Origin of the sequence: Streptomyces sp. WM4235 (genome assembly GCF_001279725.1) — a bacterium.
Taxonomy (GTDB): domain Bacteria; phylum Actinomycetota; class Actinomycetes; order Streptomycetales; family Streptomycetaceae; genus Streptomyces.
The window spans coordinates 1-18382 of sequence record NZ_LGDE01000478.1 but is presented as its reverse complement, the minus strand read 5'-3'; the positions used below and the strand labels follow the sequence as shown (position 1 = coordinate 18382).

General features: G+C 71.3%; 19 protein-coding genes and 1 pseudogene. 10 read left to right on the top strand and 10 right to left on the bottom strand.

From position 1 onward, the window contains the following. Positions 1 to 62 precede the first annotated feature (62 nt). A complete protein-coding gene (locus ADK55_RS40635; protein ID WP_078999800.1) occupies positions 63 to 521 on the top strand; it encodes an NAD(P)-binding domain-containing protein in 459 nt (152 codons plus the stop codon). On the opposite strand, the gene ADK55_RS35435 is transcribed toward ADK55_RS40635, so the two are convergent. Continuing rightward, complete coding sequence (locus tag ADK55_RS35435; protein ID WP_053685131.1) at positions 463 to 1476, bottom strand: NAD(P)H-dependent glycerol-3-phosphate dehydrogenase; 1014 nt, start codon at positions 1474 to 1476, stop codon at positions 463 to 465. The two genes, ADK55_RS40635 and ADK55_RS35435, sit on opposite strands and share 59 nt — an antisense overlap. A 320-nt stretch (positions 1477 to 1796) precedes the next feature. On the opposite strand from ADK55_RS35435, the gene ADK55_RS35430 reads away from it, so the two are divergent. Then, a complete protein-coding gene (locus ADK55_RS35430) occupies positions 1797 to 3083 on the top strand; it encodes a UDP-glucose dehydrogenase family protein (protein WP_053685129.1) in 1287 nt (428 codons plus the stop codon). A 56-nt stretch (positions 3084 to 3139) separates the two neighbouring features. Here the strand turns inward: ADK55_RS35430 and ADK55_RS41115 are convergent, their stop codons facing one another. The 6 genes from ADK55_RS41115 to ADK55_RS40630 form a co-directional block, all read right to left on the bottom strand. Next, the gene (locus ADK55_RS41115; RefSeq protein ID WP_420713734.1) at positions 3140 to 4996 is read right to left on the bottom strand and encodes a PIG-L family deacetylase; all 1857 of its coding nucleotides are present in this window, start codon (positions 4994 to 4996) and stop codon (positions 3140 to 3142) included. A 223-nt stretch (positions 4997 to 5219) separates the two neighbouring features. Beyond that, positions 5220 to 6617 (bottom strand): phosphotransferase, encoded by a 1398-nt coding sequence (locus ADK55_RS35415; protein ID WP_234350384.1) that lies wholly within the window; start codon positions 6615 to 6617, stop codon positions 5220 to 5222. A gap of 91 nt (positions 6618 to 6708) precedes the next feature. After that, a complete protein-coding gene (locus ADK55_RS40365) occupies positions 6709 to 6960 on the bottom strand; it encodes a hypothetical protein (RefSeq protein ID WP_234350383.1) in 252 nt (83 codons plus the stop codon). Positions 6961 to 7002: 42 nt separating this feature from the next. Further along, positions 7003 to 7629 (bottom strand): NUDIX domain-containing protein, encoded by a 627-nt coding sequence (locus tag ADK55_RS37305; protein ID WP_234350382.1) that lies wholly within the window; start codon positions 7627 to 7629, stop codon positions 7003 to 7005. A gap of 324 nt (positions 7630 to 7953) precedes the next feature. Continuing rightward, positions 7954 to 9819 (bottom strand): ABC transporter ATP-binding protein, encoded by a 1866-nt coding sequence (locus ADK55_RS35400; protein ID WP_234350385.1) that lies wholly within the window; start codon positions 9817 to 9819, stop codon positions 7954 to 7956. Between the two features lie 530 nt (positions 9820 to 10349). After that, complete coding sequence (locus ADK55_RS40630) at positions 10350 to 10481, bottom strand: hypothetical protein (RefSeq protein ID WP_267887379.1); 132 nt, start codon at positions 10479 to 10481, stop codon at positions 10350 to 10352. 415 nt (positions 10482 to 10896) lie between these two features. Here ADK55_RS40630 and ADK55_RS35395 point away from each other — a divergent pair, with 415 nt between their 5' ends. From ADK55_RS35395 to ADK55_RS35385, 4 genes are all read left to right on the top strand, one after another. After that, the gene (locus ADK55_RS35395) at positions 10897 to 11835 is read left to right on the top strand and encodes an alpha/beta fold hydrolase (protein ID WP_053685125.1); all 939 of its coding nucleotides are present in this window, start codon (positions 10897 to 10899) and stop codon (positions 11833 to 11835) included. A gap of 199 nt (positions 11836 to 12034) precedes the next feature. Continuing rightward, complete coding sequence (locus ADK55_RS40625) at positions 12035 to 12169, top strand: hypothetical protein (RefSeq protein ID WP_267887378.1); 135 nt, start codon at positions 12035 to 12037, stop codon at positions 12167 to 12169. 167 nt (positions 12170 to 12336) lie between these two features. Next, positions 12337 to 12849, top strand: coding sequence for a protein-tyrosine phosphatase family protein (locus ADK55_RS35390; protein WP_053685124.1), 513 nt, complete (start codon positions 12337 to 12339; stop codon positions 12847 to 12849). 300 nt (positions 12850 to 13149) lie between these two features. Beyond that, complete coding sequence (locus tag ADK55_RS35385) at positions 13150 to 13530, top strand: DUF6221 family protein (protein ID WP_053685122.1); 381 nt, start codon at positions 13150 to 13152, stop codon at positions 13528 to 13530. Positions 13531 to 13942: 412 nt separating this feature from the next. Here ADK55_RS35385 and ADK55_RS35380 read toward each other — a convergent pair whose 3' ends face one another. The 3 genes from ADK55_RS35380 to ADK55_RS35370 form a co-directional block, all read right to left on the bottom strand. After that, on the bottom strand, positions 13943 to 14314 hold the full coding sequence (locus tag ADK55_RS35380) for an FKBP-type peptidyl-prolyl cis-trans isomerase (protein WP_053685120.1): 372 nt from the start codon (positions 14312 to 14314) through the stop codon (positions 13943 to 13945). A 160-nt stretch (positions 14315 to 14474) separates the two neighbouring features. Further along, the gene (locus ADK55_RS35375) at positions 14475 to 15647 is read right to left on the bottom strand and encodes a PP2C family protein-serine/threonine phosphatase (protein WP_053685135.1); all 1173 of its coding nucleotides are present in this window, start codon (positions 15645 to 15647) and stop codon (positions 14475 to 14477) included. Between the two features lie 101 nt (positions 15648 to 15748). Next, complete coding sequence (locus ADK55_RS35370; protein ID WP_053685118.1) at positions 15749 to 16447, bottom strand: hypothetical protein; 699 nt, start codon at positions 16445 to 16447, stop codon at positions 15749 to 15751. A 146-nt stretch (positions 16448 to 16593) separates the two neighbouring features. Here ADK55_RS35370 and ADK55_RS35365 point away from each other — a divergent pair, with 146 nt between their 5' ends. The 4 genes and pseudogenes from ADK55_RS35365 to ADK55_RS41110 form a co-directional block, all read left to right on the top strand. Next, entirely contained in the window at positions 16594 to 17028 is a 435-nt protein-coding gene (locus tag ADK55_RS35365; RefSeq protein ID WP_199826716.1) for an Hsp20/alpha crystallin family protein, read from the top strand. Between the two features lie 115 nt (positions 17029 to 17143). After that, positions 17144 to 17539 (top strand): DUF2267 domain-containing protein, encoded by a 396-nt coding sequence (locus tag ADK55_RS35360; protein WP_053685116.1) that lies wholly within the window; start codon positions 17144 to 17146, stop codon positions 17537 to 17539. 52 nt (positions 17540 to 17591) lie between these two features. Then, a complete protein-coding gene (locus tag ADK55_RS35355; protein ID WP_053685113.1) occupies positions 17592 to 18041 on the top strand; it encodes a DUF2267 domain-containing protein in 450 nt (149 codons plus the stop codon). Between the two features lie 248 nt (positions 18042 to 18289). Next, a pseudogene (locus tag ADK55_RS41110) lies at positions 18290 to 18382 on the top strand (hydrophobic protein); the annotation flags it as partial.

Sequence of the window (18382 nt, the reverse complement as noted above, 5' to 3'; positions counted from 1 at the left end):
GAGCGAAGGCCCGCCGGCCTGCTCGCCGCGGTTGGCGGCGCGCAGCGCGCCCTCCCTGTCGGTTGCGGTGCGGTCGTCTCCGACGCCGATGTGGTCATCAGCATGCCGCCGGACCCGCAACGCCGTGCGCGAGTTACTCCTCGGGGCCGACGGGGCCTACGGGGCCAACGGGGCCTACGGGGCCTACGGGGCGGCCCCCGGCGCTGCGTCCCGGCGCGCTCGTCATCGACATGTCGACCATCGGCCCGGCCGCAGGGGCGTGTCGGAGCGCCGAACTGCCCTCACACACAAGGTGGTTGGACGCACCCGTCCAGGGCGGCCTGCCGCAGACCGAGGCCGGCAAGCCCACCATCCTCCTCGGTGCGTCGGACGAGGACGAGGACGAGAACGAGAACGCGGTGGCGGTGCCGGTGCCGGTGCCGGTGGCGGTGAAGGCGACCCTCGTCCTCCTCGACCTCGGGGTCAGCGCTCGGGTTGGGGAGGCCGCCGCGTCAGCGCGTCGGCGGCCTGGTCGAGGGTGATCTTCTCGTGCAGCAGGGCGGAGACCACGTCGGTGATCGGCATCTCCACGCCGTGGGTGTGCGCCAGGGCGAGGATCGCCTGTGCGGACTTGACACCTTCCGTGGTCTGCCGGGTGGCGGCCGTCGCCTCCTCGACGCTCAGGCCGCGACCGAGGTGGCTGCCGAAGGTGCGGTTGCGGGAGAGCGGGGAAGAGCAGGTGGCCACCAGGTCGCCCAGACCGGAGAGCCCCGCGAGGGTGGCCGGGTGGGCGCCCATGGCCGCGGCCAGTCGTGTGGTCTCGGCCAGTCCGCGGGTGATGAGCATCGCTGCGGCGTTGTCGCCGAGGCCCATGCCCGAGGCGATGCCCACCGCGAGGGCGATGACGTTCTTGACCGCGCCGCCCAGCTCGCAGCCGATCACGTCGGTGCTGGTGTAGGGACGGAAGTACGGTGTGTGGCAAGCCCGTTGGACACGCTGGGCGGCGTCCTCGTCGGGGCAGGCGATGGTGGCGGCGGCGGGCCGGCCGGCCATGATCTCGCGCGCGAGATTCGGTCCGGACAGTACCGCGACGCGTTCCGCGCTCACGCCGGTCACCTCGGTGATGACCTGGCTCGCCCGCAGCCCGCTGCCCAGTTCGACGCCCTTCATCAGCGACAGGATCAGGGTGTCGGGCCCGATGTGCGGGGCCCATGCGGCCAGGCCGGCCCGCAGGGACTGCGCGGGGATGGACAGCACCAGGAGGTCCGCGCCGTCCAGTGCGGCCGCCGGGTCGGTCGTCGCCGTCAGGTTGACGGGCAACCCGATGCCCGGGAAGTAGTCGGGGTTGCGGTGGCGGGTGTTGATCGCATCGACGATCTCGTCGCGGCGGGCGTGCACGATGACGCGGGTGCCCGCATCAGCCATGATCTTGGCGACGGCAGTGCCCCAGGAACCGGCCGAGAACACTGCCGCACGGGCGCAACGGTGCCGACTCACTGTGGGGTCCCCTTGCTGTAAGCGGCCTGTCACCGGAGTGGGCGGCCGGGCCCGGACATGCTATCGGCCCCGCCGGAAGCCGCCGGAAGCCGCCGGAAGCCGCCGGAAGCCGCCGGAAGCCGCCGGAAGCCGCCGGAAGCCGCCGGAACACCGACGGGCGCCGCAGGGCCGACGCCCCGCCCCCGCCCCGGCGCCCCATCCGGCCGTACGTCACGAGTCCGGCCGAGTGAGCGCACCCGAGTAGGGTGTCGGGCGAGCACGGGACGCCGTCCGGGCGCGTCCGAGCAGTCGACCGGAACCAGCACGAGGGTGGACAGGCCATGGCAGAGCGACGCGTCGCGGTGTTCGGCGCCGGTTACATCGGACTGGTGACCGGCGCATGCCTCGCCGAACTCGGCCACAACGTGACGCTCCGCGACATCAGCCCCGAACGCGTCCGCGTCCTCCGTGCCGGCGAGGTCCCCATCCACGAGCCGGGGCTGGGCGACATGATCGCCCGGAACAAGGAACGCCTCTCCTTCACCCTTGACCTCACCGAGGCCCTCACCGGCGCCGAGATCGCCTACGTGTGCGTGGACACGCCACCCTCCGCCTCCGGCGACGCCGACCTCACCCGTGTCTGGGAGGTGATCCGCTCCCTCACCACCGGTGATGAACTGCGCGCCGTCGTCGTGAAGTCCACGGTTCCCGTCGGCACCGGAGTTCGAGCCCGAGCCCTCCTGGACGAGATCGGGCTTTCCCACGTCGGCTATGTCTCCAACCCCGAATTCACCGCCGAAGGCCGCGCCATCACCGACTTCATGAACCCGGACCGCATCGTGATCGGGCAGGACGACGCCGACGCGGGCGCCCTGGTCGCCGACCTGCACTCCGGCATCAACGCCCCGGTGGCCACGATGGACGTGAAGTCCGCCGAAATGGTCAAGCTCGCCTCCAACGCACTCCTCGCCACGAAGATCAGCTTCGCCAACGAGATCGCCACCTTGTGCGAGAACACCGGCGCCGACGTCACCGAGGTTCTCGGCGCCGTGGGCATGGATCACCGCCTCGGCGCCCACTTCCTGCGCCCCGGGATCGGCTGGGGCGGCTCCTGCTTCCCCAAGGACAGTGAAGCGCTGCGGCAGATGGCCTCCAACACCGGCTTCCACCCCCAGCTCCTCACCGCCGTGATCAACGTGAACAACATCCAGAAGCGCCGCGCGATCCAACGCCTGAAGGACGAACTGGGGGACCTCGCGGGCAAGCACGTCGTTCTCCTGGGCATGGCGTTCAAGCCCGGCACCGATGACATGCGCGAGGCACCCTCCACCGTGCTCGCCGGTCGCCTCCTCGCCGAAGGCGCACACGTGCGCTCCTGGGACCCCCTGGCCCGCCCGGCCGCAGGCCTGCCATGGGACGCCGTGACCCGATTCCCCACCCCGACGGAAGCCCTCACCGGAGCGGACGCGGCAGTGATCGTCACCGAATGGCCCGAACTCGCCGAAGCGGACTGGACCCAGGCCCACGACGTCATGCGCACACCGGTCCTCTTCGACGGCCGCAACCTCCTCGACCCGACCCGCCTGCGCGAGATCGGATTTCGGTACACCTCGGTAGGCCGCCCCTGACATGGTAGACATCGTCCCTTTCTCCCAACTCATCTGACGGGGCGGCGCGTTGCGGGTCACGGCGCCAGGTGCCCCAGGCCCGGTACATCGGGGGTCAGGCAGAGACGCGTGAAGTACTCGGTGCCCAGAATCCGGGAGCGGAGCTCTTCGTCGAGCCGGCCGAGCAGCGCGGGAAGCGGGCGCTCGCCCTGGAGTTGGCTGCGGTGACAGGTGATCGCGGCCCACTTCCGGTCGAGCCACCTCGTCACGTCCACCGTGGCGGTCGCGTACGCGTCCGGGACGCTGAGCAGGGATTTCCCTACGCCGCTCAGTAGCGGCCCGAGGTCGCCGATCCCGGAGTGCGGGTGGGTGGCCGCGTAGAGGGCGCCGGGCTGCCAAGGCTCACCGGCTTCGGGATGGAGGTGCGCGAGGCCGGCGGCCTCCACCGCCAGCAGGGCCACCTGGTGGGTTCGCCGGTGGTCGGGGTGGCCCGTCAACTGGCCGACCGCGTCGTGGGTGATCACGATGTCGGGTCGGAACTGTCGGATGTGCGCGACCACGTGGCCGATGGCTTCGTTCAGGTCCGTGTCGCACCACCGAGGTCGCCCGGGCGCCGAGGCCTCGGCACGGGCATCACGGAAGCCGAGCATGCGCGGCTCGTCCGCGCCCAGCACGGACAGGGCGCGCGCGAGTTCGGCGGCCCGCGGGCCGTCCGGGGCCCAGGTCGCGGTGACGACCGCGGTGCGGGCCCCGGCGGCGGCATGCCGGGCCAGCACCCCGCCGGCCAGGAGGCTCTCGTCGTCAGGATGGGCGAACACACCGAGGACGGAGGGTGGTTCGCGGTCGGCGGGTGGAGGAGTGGGTGTCGCCATTGGCAGGGGCGGCTGCTCCACGATGAGGGGATAGGCATGGACGGGCGGCAGACCGGGGAGGACCCCGGGCCAGATCGCGTCCAGGGCCGTCGCGGCTGGGGTGAACACCCTCCCGAGGCAGGCCAGCGCGTGAAGGTCGTGGAACTCCCAGCGCTCGCAGGGCCGTTGTCCGGGGTGGGAGAGCGTGCCGGACCGGGCGGTGATCCGAACGACCGCGGTCAGGCGGGGTGCGCCGTGGCTGACGTCGGCGAGCAGCGTCACCACGTACGCGTCGGCCGGATCGGCGACCAGTCCGGTCCCCTCCGCCGGCTCTCGCACCGCCGCCGCGGCGAAGTCCTCGCCACCGACGGTCTTTCCGCCGGGGAGTTCCCACATGTTCCGCTCGGAGCGGCCCAGCAGAACCCGCCCGTACTCGTCGGTGACGACCGCGAGCGCCTGCGCCTGCGCGTGCACCGGAGGCGCATCCATCTCCGCCGCGGTGGTGTCGACGTGACCGGGGCCGCGCAGGACCAGCACGGCCAGTCCGTCCGCGTCCAACTGCTCGGCCTGTTGCCAGCCGGCGCCGAGCATGCGGATCTCGCCGTCGTCGAGCGCGATGTCCCGTCGGTGGGCCGGGGTGTTCTCGGCCGTGGGCGTGATGACCACGAGCGCGCCGCCGGGACGCAGCCGTTGCCCGAGACCGTGCAGGACGCGGCTGCGGTCCCGAAGGAAGGCGGCCACCAGCCGCATGACGATCAGGTCGTAGCCATCGGCGTCCAACGGCGCGGGATCATCGCGCTCGACGTCCAGCCGCAACCAGCGCACCCCCCGCGCGTCCGGGTGTTCCGCCCGAGCCCGGGCGAGCGCGCTGTCGGTGAAGTCCGCGGCGTCCACCACGTATCCCACGCCGGACAGGTGGACGGCCAGCTCCCCGGTACCGCAACCGACCTCCAAGGCCCGACCGCCACCGTCCGGGGCCGGAGCATGCTCCGCGAGCAGCGCCCGCTCGACGTCCCCCAGCCGGCGGAAGCCCATCCCGTCGGCGAAGTGCCGCTGCCACTCCTCGCGGCTGGTGTACCCCACGATGCTTCTCCTCGACTGTGCGGTGGTGATGGTGGTGTTCGCGTACGGCGTGGCCCGTGAGGGGCCGCGTCGGGCGGCCCCCGGCGCTGGGCCGCACGTGGACGGATCAGCGGACGGCGTCCTCTCCGGAAAGCCGGCAGACGGGTGGCACCGATCGGGCTCCCCCGGCCCCCGCGCCTGTCCGCCCGCCGTCCGCCTCGCCGCCCGCTCCCGGCGGGCAGGGTCACGGGGCGCCCTCCGTCGATGGGTGCGGTGAACGGTGCCCGGCGCGCAGCCGGGCCGGCGTCCGACGGCCCCGCTCCACCAGTTCCGGGTCGCCGTGAACGATGCCGAAACCGATCCCGCTCACCGCGTCGAGGGCCATGTCGATGATCAGCCGGGCCTCTTCGGCATCGGTCAGGGGCCTGCCGTACCCGGCGAGGAACGCCCGGTGGACATCGGGGCGGCCGGCCCAGGCGTCGGACAGCCGGACCAGGTCGCGTACCGCCGGGCCGGGCTCACTGCGCTCGAAGTCGATCACCGCCAGGGATCCTCCGGGGTCCTCGGGGGCGTACAGGATGTTGCGGAGCTGGAAATCCCCGTGGGTCTCCACCCACTCCGGCGGAGGCAGGTCCTCGGCCTGCCGGACGAGCTCGCGGACGAACTCGGCATCACCGGGCCCCAGATGGGGCCGGGCCGCCGCCAGGTGGCGTTCGACCTTGGTGACCGCCGGGCCGCTGCCGACGGGGGCGGGGCGCGGGGGAGAGGACTCGTGGATACGGCGGGCCAGCGCGCCGATCCGATGGAACAACTCACACTCCTGTTCAGGGGGGAAGCTCACGCCGTGCAGCGGGCGGCCGGGCACCGTGCTGACGACGACCGCCCGCAGCGCCGCGTCGGCGGCCAGCAGCCGGGGCGCTGCCGCGCCCAGACCCGGTGCCCATGTGCGGAGCGCGTTCACCTCACGACCGTGGAACCTGTCGTTCTGGTGGACCTTCACGTACCAGGCGCCGCCTTCGGCACCTCGGACCCGCCACACACGGCTGTTCTCGCGGGCCCACGACGAATCCGTCCACTGGGTGATCCGTCCGATCGCCCGCTCCGTGAACTCCACGACTCGGGCGTCGGGGCGGCTGCCCGACGCCGGGGCGGCCACGTCCGGGACGAGGCGGAGCCGGTCGGCGGAGGGGTCGTAGGCGATGGTGTCGCCGGGTTGCTGGAAGTGCACCGCGAGCCGGGCCCCGGCCGCGTACGCGTCCAGGCCGGCACGGCAGTACGCCACCATCGGGGCGGGCAGAGCGTCCAGGCCGGCCCAGCCCATCGCGTTACAGACGTCCGGCTCCGCGATCCGGGGCTCGCCCGTCCACCGCCGGACCTCGAAGAAGAATCCGGTGCGCGAGGATCCGCCCGGGCCGCGGTGGTGCAAGGTGACGGCGGCCCGCACATCGGCCGGGTCGATGTCGACGCCGGTCTCCTCCCGGGCCTCGCGCACCAGGGCGGTGACGACGTCCTCGTGCGGGCCGTCCAGATGCCCCGACGGAAGATGCCACAGCCCGGCCGCGTACACCTGGCCGGCCCGCCTCGACAGCAGAACCTCCGGCACCTCCCCGGTCTCCCTCCGCAGGATCAGGTGGACGTCCACCGGCTCGGCATGCCGCCGCCCGCTCACCGCGCACCGCCTGGTCGGGGAGCGAACGGCAGGGACGTGCCCGGCCGCGGAGGCGTCATGACGATCACCAGCCCATCTCGGAGTACAGGCGCCCGCCGAGAATGCCGTCGATCGCCAGCCGCGTGTAGGGGACGATCGGCTCGGGAAGCCGGGACGGGTCGAACCACGCCCATTCCAGGCACTTGTCCGGCTCCCGGACCTCCGGGGTCCCCGACCAGGTCCGTGCCCGGAAGACGAGCCCGAGCCGGGGCAGGCCGTCGCCGTTCTCGTTCTCGTTCTCGTTCTCGTTCTCGTCGAGCATGTGCACGGTGTGCACCAGTTCGACGTCCTCAGGCCTGATCGTCAGGCCGGCTTCCTCCTAGGCTTCTCGGATCAGGCAGGCCAGCGCTCCTTCCGTCTCGCAGTGACCTGCCAGAAAGTGCCAGGTCCGGCCGGCGAAGGCCACGTCCGGGTGGCGCAGCCCGAGGAGGATCCTGCCGTCCTCGCGCTGGAGGTGGAGGTGGACGCCCAGCACGTTCAGGCGGGCCCGGCTCCCCCCGACACGCGGGGGCTTCGCCGCGGGGACAGGCGCGGACCTCCGGTGCAGGGCGATGACCTCGGCCGTCCACGGGCACATGGTCAGCCAGGCCGTGGTCTCGGCGTCGAACCAGCGGAACATGATCCCCTCGGGGCACGGCAGCGTGCCGGCGTCGCCTTCCCAGGCGCCGACGTAGACCTGAATCCGGCTCTGACCGCCGTCCGGGCCGTGCGTGTCGACGACGGTCAGCGGCTCCACCGGCACGCGCAGGCCGGTCTCTTCGTACAGTTCCCGCTCGACGGCCTGACGGCAGGATTCCGTGCCTTCCCGGTCCCCGCCCGGGATCGACCACGTACCCGGGTCACAGATCCACGGTTTGTTGGCGTCGCGCAGGTGAAGGAGGTACTCGCCGCGGGAGTTGACGAGCAACGCGGCGGTTCCGGGCGGTTCGGTGGACAGGGCGGTCATGCGGAGGCTCCTTGGGATCGGGTACGGACGCCGGCGGACGGCGCGACGGCGCGACGACGGGGACCGGCACGAAGGTGGGAGGGCGGAAGTGTGGACACCACGGCGGCGGGGGCCCGGTGTCCGCGCCACGAGACCGGGGTGTCCGGCCGGCGGCGGGGCCCCTGACGGCGGGGTGGCTCATCACGAGGTGGCCGACTCCCGGGCACCCCGAGGCGGGCGACCGGCCAGAGCATCGGAGCCCGCCCGGGGCCGTGTCCGGGGCCGCGCCCGCTTCCGTGTCCGGGGCCGCGCCCGTGTCCGGGGCCGCGCCCGCGTCCGCAACGCTCACGCCTTGCCCTCCGCCCTGGCGTCCGCGCCGCCGTCGCGCGGAGCGGGCAGGCTGTCGGCGAAGGCCGCCGCCTGCACGAGGTAGGCGCTGCGGAACTCCCCGCCGCCGGCGGTCTCGTCCATGAGTTCGGCGAAGGTGCCGGACTCGGCGACCTGCCCGTCCTTCAGGACGTGGATGACGTCGGCGTGCCGTACGGAGTGGAGCCGGTGTGTGATCAGGACGATGGTCTGGCCGGTGGCGGCGAGGGCCCGGATCTGGTCGAAGACCTTCTGCTCGGCGACCGCGTCGAGCGCGCTGGTGGGCTCGTCGACCACGAGGATCTGGGCGTCCTTGTACTTCGCCCGACTGATGCCGATCTTCTGCCACTGGCCGCCGGAGATCTGGTGCCCGCCCCGGTAGCCGCGGGCCAGCAACGTGCCGAGTCCGCGGGGCAGGCCGGCGAGGACGGTGTCGGCGCCCGAGTAGGCGGCGGCGGTCTCGACCGCCCGATCGTCGATCGGGTGGGTCGGCCGGCCGATACCGATGTTGACCCGGAACGTGAACGGCCAATGGAAGAAGGACTGCGACATCAGCCCGACCCTGGAGAAGATCTGTCCGCGGTCTGCCTTGGCGGCGTCGACCCCGTCCCACCAGATCGTGCCTCCCCCCTCGTCGGGGAGGTACAGGCCGGCCAGGAGTTTGATCAGGGTGGACTTGCCGGAGCCGTTCTCCCCGACCAGGGCGATGACCTTGCCCATCGGGAAGGACAGGGACACCTCGCGCAGGGTCGGTTCCGGGTGCTCGCCGGTGCTCCCCGGGTAGGTGAAGGTGACTTTCTCGAAGCGGATCTCCCGCAGCCGCTCCGGCAGCGGCTCGCCGGTGGTGGGGATGGCGCGGGCCTCGGCCTCGGTGCACAGGCGCTCGTAGTCGGCGACGAAGAGGGACTCCTGGTGCAGGTCGGTGATCTGCAGCACCAGAGAGTCGAGGCTGGACGCACCGGTACGGATCGCCAGGACCGCCGTTCCGGCGACCGCGAGTTCCATAGTCCCGCTCCACAGCAGCAGTCCCAGCGCCCCGTACGTGAGCACCGTCGCGAGGCCGCCGGCTCCGTCGGCGATCAGGCCGACCCGTGCGGCCTTGCGGGCCAGCCGGGTCTGCTCGCGCTCACTGGTCTCGGCCATGTTCCGGAAGTGCTCCAGCAGGAACGGACCGACCTCGTGGACGCGGACTTCGGCGGCGGCTTCCTGCTGTGTCAGGAGCTGCCCGAGCAGGAGCCCCGCGCGGGCGTGCTGGACGAACGTGTGAAAGGAGATGTAGCGATGCTTGGAGATCGTCAGAGAACTCCAGGCGCTCGGCAGGGTCATCAGGACCAGGAGCGGCAGCAGCGCCGGGTGGAGCACCGTGAGGACGCCGGCCGCGGCGATCAGCGAGATCGCCGAGTTCAGTGTGTCGGTGCAGTAACGGATCATCCGGCGGGCGGAGTCGGCTCCGTAGCGGGCGGCGTCCAGTAACCGGTGGAACTCGTCGTCCTCGATCGCCGCCAGCTCCACGCGGTGCACCAGCCCCAGATACCGCTCGGTCGCGACCCGCTGAACCTTCGGTTCCAGGGTGCCCGTCGCGGCCGTGGACGCGGACCGCAGCAGCGAGCCCAGTAACGCCGTCACCGCGATCACCACCAGGGCGGGTACGGCGTGGGCGAGGCGTTCGTTCGTGGAGCCGCCGCCCAGGAGATGGCCCAGAACGCCGTTGACGGCGACCAGCCCGACCGCCTGGGTGACACCGCGGCCGAGTTCGGCGCCGAGGACCACGCGCAGGGCGCGGGCGTCGGCGAGGTGGGCGAGCCGCACCCCCATGCCGACCATCCGCGGCAGGCCCTTGGCCATGCTCCACAGTCGAAGCTTCAGCCACGCGCCCTCATGCCGGTCCCAGCCGATGTCGTACGCCAACTCCCCGCCGAAGAGGAGCCTCTCCGAATCCGACACCGAAGGAATCGCCTCGTCCTTGCCCTGCCGCGCTTCGTCCTTCTCCTGCCTCCCGGTCACGGCCTGCACCCCGAACCGGTTCGCGATGAGCGGTGGGGCCGGCCGCCGGCCCCGTCAACCCTGTGTCTCGGTCGCGGCGGGGCACGGTGCGGCGCCCCGTGGTGTTCGAATGTGGCCAGGGTGTACCGGGGGCAGGGCGCGGGATGCACGGTGTCCTCCAGATGGGTGCGGCAGGGGCACTGGTGCTCTAAGAACGGCGCCAAGGGCGCCTCGTCACGGCCGAATCGGGGGCAGATCGTGAACACATGTTCCAGGAGATGCGCCCGGCCAACCGCGGCTTGACGATTCGCATGCGGATCGCGTTCGACTCGGCGTATCACCCTTCCGAGGACTTGCGGCCCCTCCGGCGTCGGTGAGCGTGCCGCGGTTCATCACGGCGTCGACAGGCCGGAGTCCGGCTCCGTCCACCGGGCCTCGGCCACCCTGGCCGGCGCCATCACCATCCGGGCGGACTCCACGGTCCAGCCGATCCTGGAGGCGATGCGCACGAAGGCGTGCACCATGGACCCATGGACATCGAGCTGGAACTGGTCGATGGCCGCGTTGCCGCGCCGGACCGGCCTGGAGCCCTGGACACGGTACCGCCCAGGCCGACGCTGTCCTGCTCATGCGTGCCCGGGAGCCGCGGGCTGAACTGGCGTGCAGACCGGTTGAGTTCTACCCCACGGCAGGGGAGCGGGTCGTGGTCGCGTGCGGCCCTCGGGCACCGCGACGTGGATGGGCGGCTCCGGCGACGGCGCGGGCACGTCCGGGTGCGCCGTTCCTCATGGCCCACGCGCTTCGGCATCCGTGTTGTCTCCGGCCCTCGGCACGGGGGCCACCGCCGCCCGGTTCGGTCCGGACAGTTTCATGGTACCGCTGTATCAATGTCATGGTACGGTCGTATCACGAATATCGAATCTTCTCCGGAGGTGCCCCGTGCCCGACAACACGACCCGTGCGCGCCGCGACGTCGGCCGCTACGTCAACGACGTCCTGCGCGACCGCTACTTCGCCGCCGGAGACGTGCTCTACGCGATGGGCGCGCCCATCCGCTCCGAGACGGACGTGGAGACGAGCTTCGGCACCACACACGTCTACCGCCACGGGCCCACCGACCCGGCCGCCGAGTCCCGCACGCCGATCGTCCTGATCCACGGTGCGGGCTACAGCTCCGCCATGTGGTATCCCAACACCCCCGGACTCAGCCTCGATCGCCCCGTCTACGCCCTCGACACCCCCGGCGACGCCGGCCGCAGCGTCCAGCGCGAACCGATGTGGCAGCCCGAGCGCGCCGCCCAATGGATGGACGAAGCCCTCGACGCCCTCGGTCTCGACAAGGTCCACCTGGTCGGCTCCTCCTACGGTGGCTGGCTCGTCATCAACCAGGCCCACCGGCGACCCGAACGCCTCGCCTCCGTCACGGCCCTCGACCCGGGCGGTCTGGAGAAGGTGGGCCTGCGCTTCTTCGCCTGGGTGTTCGTCAGCCTCTTCGCCAGTTTCGCACCCAAGGTGCTGCGCCCCCGCCTCGCCGCCTGGCTGGAGCAGCCCGTCATCGCCGTTCCCGAGCTCCGTAGATGGGTTCAGATCGGCGCCCGGGCCTTCCGTATCCGCCGACCCGCCCCGCTGCCGCTGTCCGACCGGGAACTGGGCTCCATAAGGACGCCGTTCTACCTGATCATGGGCAAGCGCAGCCTGCTCGTGCACCCCGATCGGCAGCTGGAGCGCTTGCCGCGCCTGATACCGGGGGCCCGCGCCGAGATCGTCTCCGCGACCGGCCACGGTCCGCAGATCGACCACCCGGACATGGTCAACGCCCGGATGCTGAGTTTCATGGATGACGTCGACTCCCTCGCCCCGGCCGCCACGGACGCGTAGCCGCGCCGCATCGAGACCGTCGGCCGGCGCCTGAACCTGCGCGGGTCGGCGCGGCGCCTGAACCTTGCGGCGTCGGCGCGGCGCCTGGGCGCCCGGTGCTGGACAACATCACGGTCCCGGTGCGGTGTGTGCTTGCCTCGGGCACGTCCTTCGGAGCAAGGGTGATGAGCAAGAACGCATTCGGGCGGGTCTCGATCCGGTGTTCGCGCGCAAGCCGAACATACGACTCGGCGCGAAGGTCGCCGGCAACCACGGGGCGATCCTGAGGAAGGACTTCCGGGCCGTCGCCGAAGCCGTACGCGAGGTCATCACCCCTGACCGCGGTCGGCGCTGAATCCCTGACCGGCGGACGGGCCATCGGACGGGCCATCGGCCGGGCAACCGCCTTGGCTGCCGTGACGGCGAGAATCGAGTGCCTCAGGCTCAAGGAGCCCCCCCATCACGGGCGATGGGGAACACCGGAGCCGGCCCACGCCGTTGTGCCTCGGGGAGGGGAGCGAAATGAAGACCCGTCAGAAGAACCGGGATGTCCCGGAGCCCGATGAGCCCTGGAGCGAGATCAGACCAGGACTCTGGATGGGCGGACATTTCTGGACCGACCGCGTCGGCGAAGTCCGGCCGGCTGTCGCGGGCGACGAGTTCGATCTGGTCATCAGTCTGTTCACCCGCGCAGGCCACGGCCCGCACCCGGCAGTCCGGCACCTGATCGCCGAGCTCCCCGACGGCCCGCTCACCGCAGACCAGCTCCACTCCGTCCAGGAGCTGGCCCGCACCACGACACATGCCCTACGAGACGGTCGCACCGTGCTCGTGCGCTGCCATTCCGGTTACAACCGCTCCGGACTGGTCGTCGCACAGTCCCTCATCGAACTGGGCCACGCCCCTGACGCGGCCATCAGCCTCATCCGGCAGCGACGGTCACCACGAGCACTCAACAACGAAACCTTCGAGCAGTACCTCAACACCGGGCTTCACGTGGCCTACCTCCTGAGCGGACTCGACAACTTCGACTGAACCGTCCGCGCAAAGCCGGGAAACAGCCCGGAGGTTGGGAAACAGTCCGAGGCGCCGTCGTCGAAGTGCGCGGCGGCGAGGCTTCCTTGGCCGCCGGCGGGGCCCGTGTGGGCGCTGTGCCAGGAGCGGTTGTACTCGCCTACCCACAGCGTGGCGTCCGCACCGCGCAGGAGGATGGCCAGGGTGGTGGCACCGACGCCGGCAGCGAGGGCGGGTGCCCGAGAGGCAGGCCAGACGGGGGAGGTGAGCGCACGGCAGATGTCACGCGATGAAGCCCAGCACATCGGCGAGGATGTCCACATGAGTGAAGCCCTGGTGACATTCCTCAAGGCGCGGCTGGACGACGAGACCGAACTGGCCCGGCGTTGCGACGGTGACGGATGCGGGCGGTGGTCCGCCCACGGGGACACGGTCGACTTCTGCGAGGTGGAGATCTCGGGCTTCCCTCCCGCGATCGCCCTGCATCTGGCCCTGCACGACCCGGCCCGCGTGCTGCGCGAGATCGAGGCCAAGCGACGCGTCCTGGCCCGCCACGTCCTCAGCCCGGCCGTGGGTGACCCGGAACTGCCGTGGGAGGACCGCGACGACTGCCAGTTCGACGGCGACCCCTGGCCATGCGGCGACCTGCTCGACCTCGCGTCGCCCTACGTCGACCACCCTGACTTTCCCCGAGGCGCCTGAAGCCGAACGGCCGCGAGCAGAGCGCCGGCCCAGCGTGAGAGTCGTGCAACCCCCGATCGGGGGCAGCGTGGTGTCCATGCCCATCCTGGACGGTGACGTGGCCGCCGCCCCGAGCCCCGCCCGGCAAGCGAGTTCACCGGACAGCGCGAACAACTGGCCGCCGCACCGCCGGCATTTGGGACCGACGGACAGTCCGTACCACACCAAGGACCGGTGAGCGGTGCGGCGATGCCCGCCGACCACCGCCCGGATCGCAGCCGACCTTGACGCGACAGGGACCGTACTCGCGGTCCCACGCTGCCCGGCGTCACCGCGCGACGGCGTCACCGCGCAACGGCGTCACCGCGCGACGGTGAGGCCGGGCAACGGTGAGGCCGGGCAACGGTGAGGCCGGACAGTCGTGGGGTCTGGCTCAGACTCCGAGCAGGTCCACGACGAAGATGAGCGTCGAGTCCGGTGGGATCAGCGGGGAGGGCGACTGGCTGCCGTAGGCGAGGTGCGGCGGGATGGTGAGCTCGCGCCGCCCTCCGACCTTCATGCCCGCGACTCCCTGGTCCCAGCCCTTGATGACCCTGCCGGCCCCCAGCGGGAACCTGAACGACTGTCCCCGGTTCCAGGAGGCGTCGAACTCCTCCCCGGTCGAAAAGGTGACCCCCGCGTAGTGGACCTCGACCGTGCTGCCGGGCTTCGCCTCGGCGCCGTCCCCCACGACGATGTCCCTGATCCGCAGGTCGGCGGGCGGGTCGCCTTCGGGAAAGTCGATCTCGGGCTTCGACAGGCTCACTGCAACCTCATTCCTCCCCGCCGGAAGTCCGGAGGGGTCGACCACGCGCATGGTGACTCCATGCGTCCATGTGATCACGGTACCGAACGGTCGATCCTTCCCGAACCTCCACCTCGACCGAGTGACGAACAGGTGTTCCGATCGAGGCGCGCGGGCGGGGTCAGGCCTCTGCGGGCCTGCCGAACCAGTCCATGCACAGGACGAGGGCGTCGTCGTCGGGGTCGGCGTCGCGGTACGCGGCCAGTTCCTGGAGGATCGCGCGCGGCACGGCCGCGGCGGGCAGCAGACTGGTGGCGTGGATCGCCCGGGCCAGGGCGCGTTCGCTGTACGTTTCCCCGCCTTCGCGGGCGGCCGCGTACACACCGTCGCTGGCGAAGATCAGACGGTCGCCGGGCAGGGCCTGGAAGTCCTGTGCGGTGTAGTCGGATTCCTCGATCATTCCGAGGGGGAGTTGCGCGTCGAACTCGATGCGTTCGACGGATCTGTCTCTGTAGCGCCACAGCTGTGGAGAGCCGGCGTCCACGACCTTGCCCCGACCGGTGGACAGTTCGAAGGACAGCAGGAGGGTCGACACGTACTGGTGCCCGCGGTACTGCCCGTAGACCGCCTGGTCGGCGAGCACCGCCTGATCGGCGATGTCCACGCCCGCCCGCCTGGCGTTGCGCAACGCGTTGATCGCGAGGTTGGTCAGGAGAGAGGCCTGGATTCCCTCGCCCATTCCGTTGGTGACGGTCAGGGTGAGGGCGTCGGCGGTGGTGGACCAGTCGAAGTTGTCGCCGTGGATGTCGTAGGCGGGCTCCAGTTGGGCCCCGATGGCGTACTCCGGGCGGGCGCATGCGCGCGCGGGCAGCAGTTGCCACTGCACCTCGGCCGCCAGGGTGAGACGGCTGGCTCGTCGCGCCTGGAGGTAGAGGTCGGTGTCGCGCTCGGCCACGACGATCTCGTGTCCCAGGAGTTCCGCCAGGTCGGTCAGTTCACCGACGGTCTCCGCGGTGCACGCGTCCTCGGGCATCCGCACGGTGAGGATCCCCAACCGGTCGCCGCGGACGGTCACCGGAAGGTGCAGGTCCACGGCGCCGTCCTGGGCCGTGGACTGCTCGTAGGGCTCCTGACTGCCGAATGCCCGGCCCTCGGGGCTGGACTGTACGGGCAGGGGATCCGCGGTTTGGGGCAGTGCGGTCACCGGCTGGAGCACGGTGAGGCTGTAATCGGCCATGAGGAGGTCGACCTCGATCGCGTGGTAGTGCTCGATCAGGGCGGCGCGGATCGACCGGAGGAGGTCGTGGGGCGCGGCCGTGCGCAGGGCGCGCTCCACCGCGAGGAAGTTCGTCATGGTCGGGATCATTTCTTCGAGAGGGGAACGGTGGGGGAGGCGACACACCGGGGGCGTGCCCGGCACGCGTCGCGCGAGGGAGCGCGGCCTGACGCGTCGGGTCAGGTGTTGCGCTGGTCGTGACTGTCCTGCCGGAGTCGGCCGGTGTGCCGGGTCATGGCGTCGATGCGGTCGGCGAGGTCGGAGTCCTCGGGGCGCAGATGGGCCCGGGTGTCGGCCAGGGGTTGGACGAGGTGGGCGACGTCGTTGTCGGCGAGAGCCTGGTTCAGGTCTCCCACGGCGATCTCGGCGGCGGCCGGGAGGCCGGTGAGGGCGCTGACCTGACCGGCGAGACGGCGCAGATCGGCGGCGTTGTCGCGGGCCCAGGCGGTCACCGTCCGCTCGGCGGCGCGTGAGTCGCGGGTGGCCTGGACGCGCTGCTCTCCCGTGCTGCCGGCGGTGCCCGGGCGCAGGCGCAGATAGCGGCGTTCGGCGGCCTGGCGGCTCGCGACACCGAGCGGTCCGGCGAGATCGGCCCAGCTCGCGCCCTGATCGCGGGCGGTTTCGATCAGGCCGCTCTCCCAGCCGGCGAGTTGCTCTCGGATCTCGCGCAGCATCAGCAGCGCGGCCAGAGCCGGGCGGGGGTCCGGGTCCGCCGAGGGTGTCGGGTCCGCCGAGGGTGCCGGGTCGGCCGCCCGCGCTCCCGTCGGTTGGCGCCGGGTGTTTCGCAGGGTCTGGTCGATGGCTTCCAATGCCGCGGCCACGGCAGGGAAGGGGATCGTTTCGGTCGAGCGGGCGGGCTCGGGCTCGGGCTTGGTCATGGAACTCCTCGAACAGCAGTCGTCGAAGAACAGTAGTCGTCCAATGGATGACACCACACTTGTCATCGTTTCGATGACATGCTACAACGGAGGCACGTTGAAGCGCATTGGCAGTTCCTGCCTGAGCCAAGTGGAGGTGTTTCGCGATGTTGATGCGCACTGACCCGTTCCGCGAGATGGACCGGATCGTCCAGCAGCTGTCGGGCACGTCGGGGACCTGGTCGAAGCCGTCGGTCATGCCGATGGACGCCTACCGTCAGGGCGAGGAGTACGTGATCGCCTTCGACCTCCCGGGCGTGAATCCGGAGGCGATCGACATCGACGTCGAGCGGAACATGCTGCGGGTGAAGGCCGAGCGCCGCCCGGTCGCGAAGACGGACACCGTGCAGATGGAGCTCTCCGAGCGGCCCCTCGGTGTCTTCTCCCGCCAGATCGTGCTGGCCGACACCCTCGACACCGAGCGGATCCAGGCCGACTACGACGCGGGTGTTCTGACCCTGCGGATCCCGATCGCCGAACGCGCCAAGCCGAGGAAGATCAGCATCGGCGGCACCGACGGCCTCAAGCAGATCTCAGGCTGATCCGGAGCACGCCCGGCGGCGGAGGACGGGGGAACCGATCCCCCTCCGGCACCCGTCCTCCGCGCCCGCCCTCCACCCACCCCGTACCCACTCATTCCTCCCCGGAGGTGATGTGATGCCGATGCGTCAGGAGGCCTTCCTCAGCCACGTTCAGGAGCGCGGCGAGTACCGAACGTCGCACGAAGCCGATCGCGCCGCCCGGGTCGTCCTGGCCCTGCTGGGCGCACATCTGGCAGGGGCCGTGCGCGCCGAACTCGCCGCCCGGCTCCCCGAGACCTACGCCCTGATCCTCCTCAACCCCCTCCAGGCCGCCGAACCGCTCTCACCCGAGCGTTTCGTCCGCGCGACCGCCGCCTGGATCGACGGCGCCACCGAGAAGACGGCCCTGTGGGACATCGGCGCCGTCCTGTCCACCGCCGCCGCAGCCGCGGGCGACGCCCTCACCCGCGACGTCCTCCTTCAACTCCCGCCGGGCTACGACCTGTTGTTCGGCCACCCCCAGCCCACCTGACCACCGCCACACCCCGTCACGACCCCTCGAAGAGAAGGGCAACCGCACCGCCATGTACGACCAGCCTCGCCCGGACCGGCCCACCACCGCCATGACGTTCGACCAGATGCTGGAACGCGTGCGCTACGAAGGCGCCTACCCCACCCGCGAACGCGCCGAAGAGGTCGTACGCACCGTCCTGACCGCGCTCGGCCGGCAGATCGTCGGCGACGAACGCGTCGACCTCGCCCACCGCCTGCCCACCGACGCCGCCCTCGTACTGACCGCCCCCGGACCCGACAGCGAACAGCTCACCGGCTGGGGCTTCGTCAAGGACCTGGCCACCCGCACCGGCGGAACCCCGGCCACCGCCCGCTGGGACGCCGGCGCCGTCCTCGCAGCCGTCGCCTCCCTCGCAGGACCCGACCTCCTGGCCCGCATCCTCCGCCGCCTGCCCGACGGTTACGCCCTCCTCTTCGGCCAGGCACAACTGCGACAGCCCCCTTCCCGGCTCGCCGCCTGAGCCGACCGTCCTTCGAGCGGACACGCGTGGGGGCCGGCACCGCGGTCCGCGGCGCGCCGGCTCCCATGCTGAAGATCAGCGCTTGAAGGCGTTCTTGACCTTCCCCTTCATCTGACGGGCCTCGCCCTCGGCCTGTTCCCGATGCGCCGAAAGGCTGTCACAGGGGAATCGGGGCGCTGACGGAAGGGCCGTGCGGTTGCCCGCCTGGGCAGATAAGAAACGCCTAAATAAGAACGCATGCGCGGGGATTGCCAGGGCAGAAGACGCTTCGGAGGTTGATAATCATGGTTCCCCTGCTTCTTGTTCTTCTGCTCGCTTTGATTCTTTTCGGTGCCGGTTTC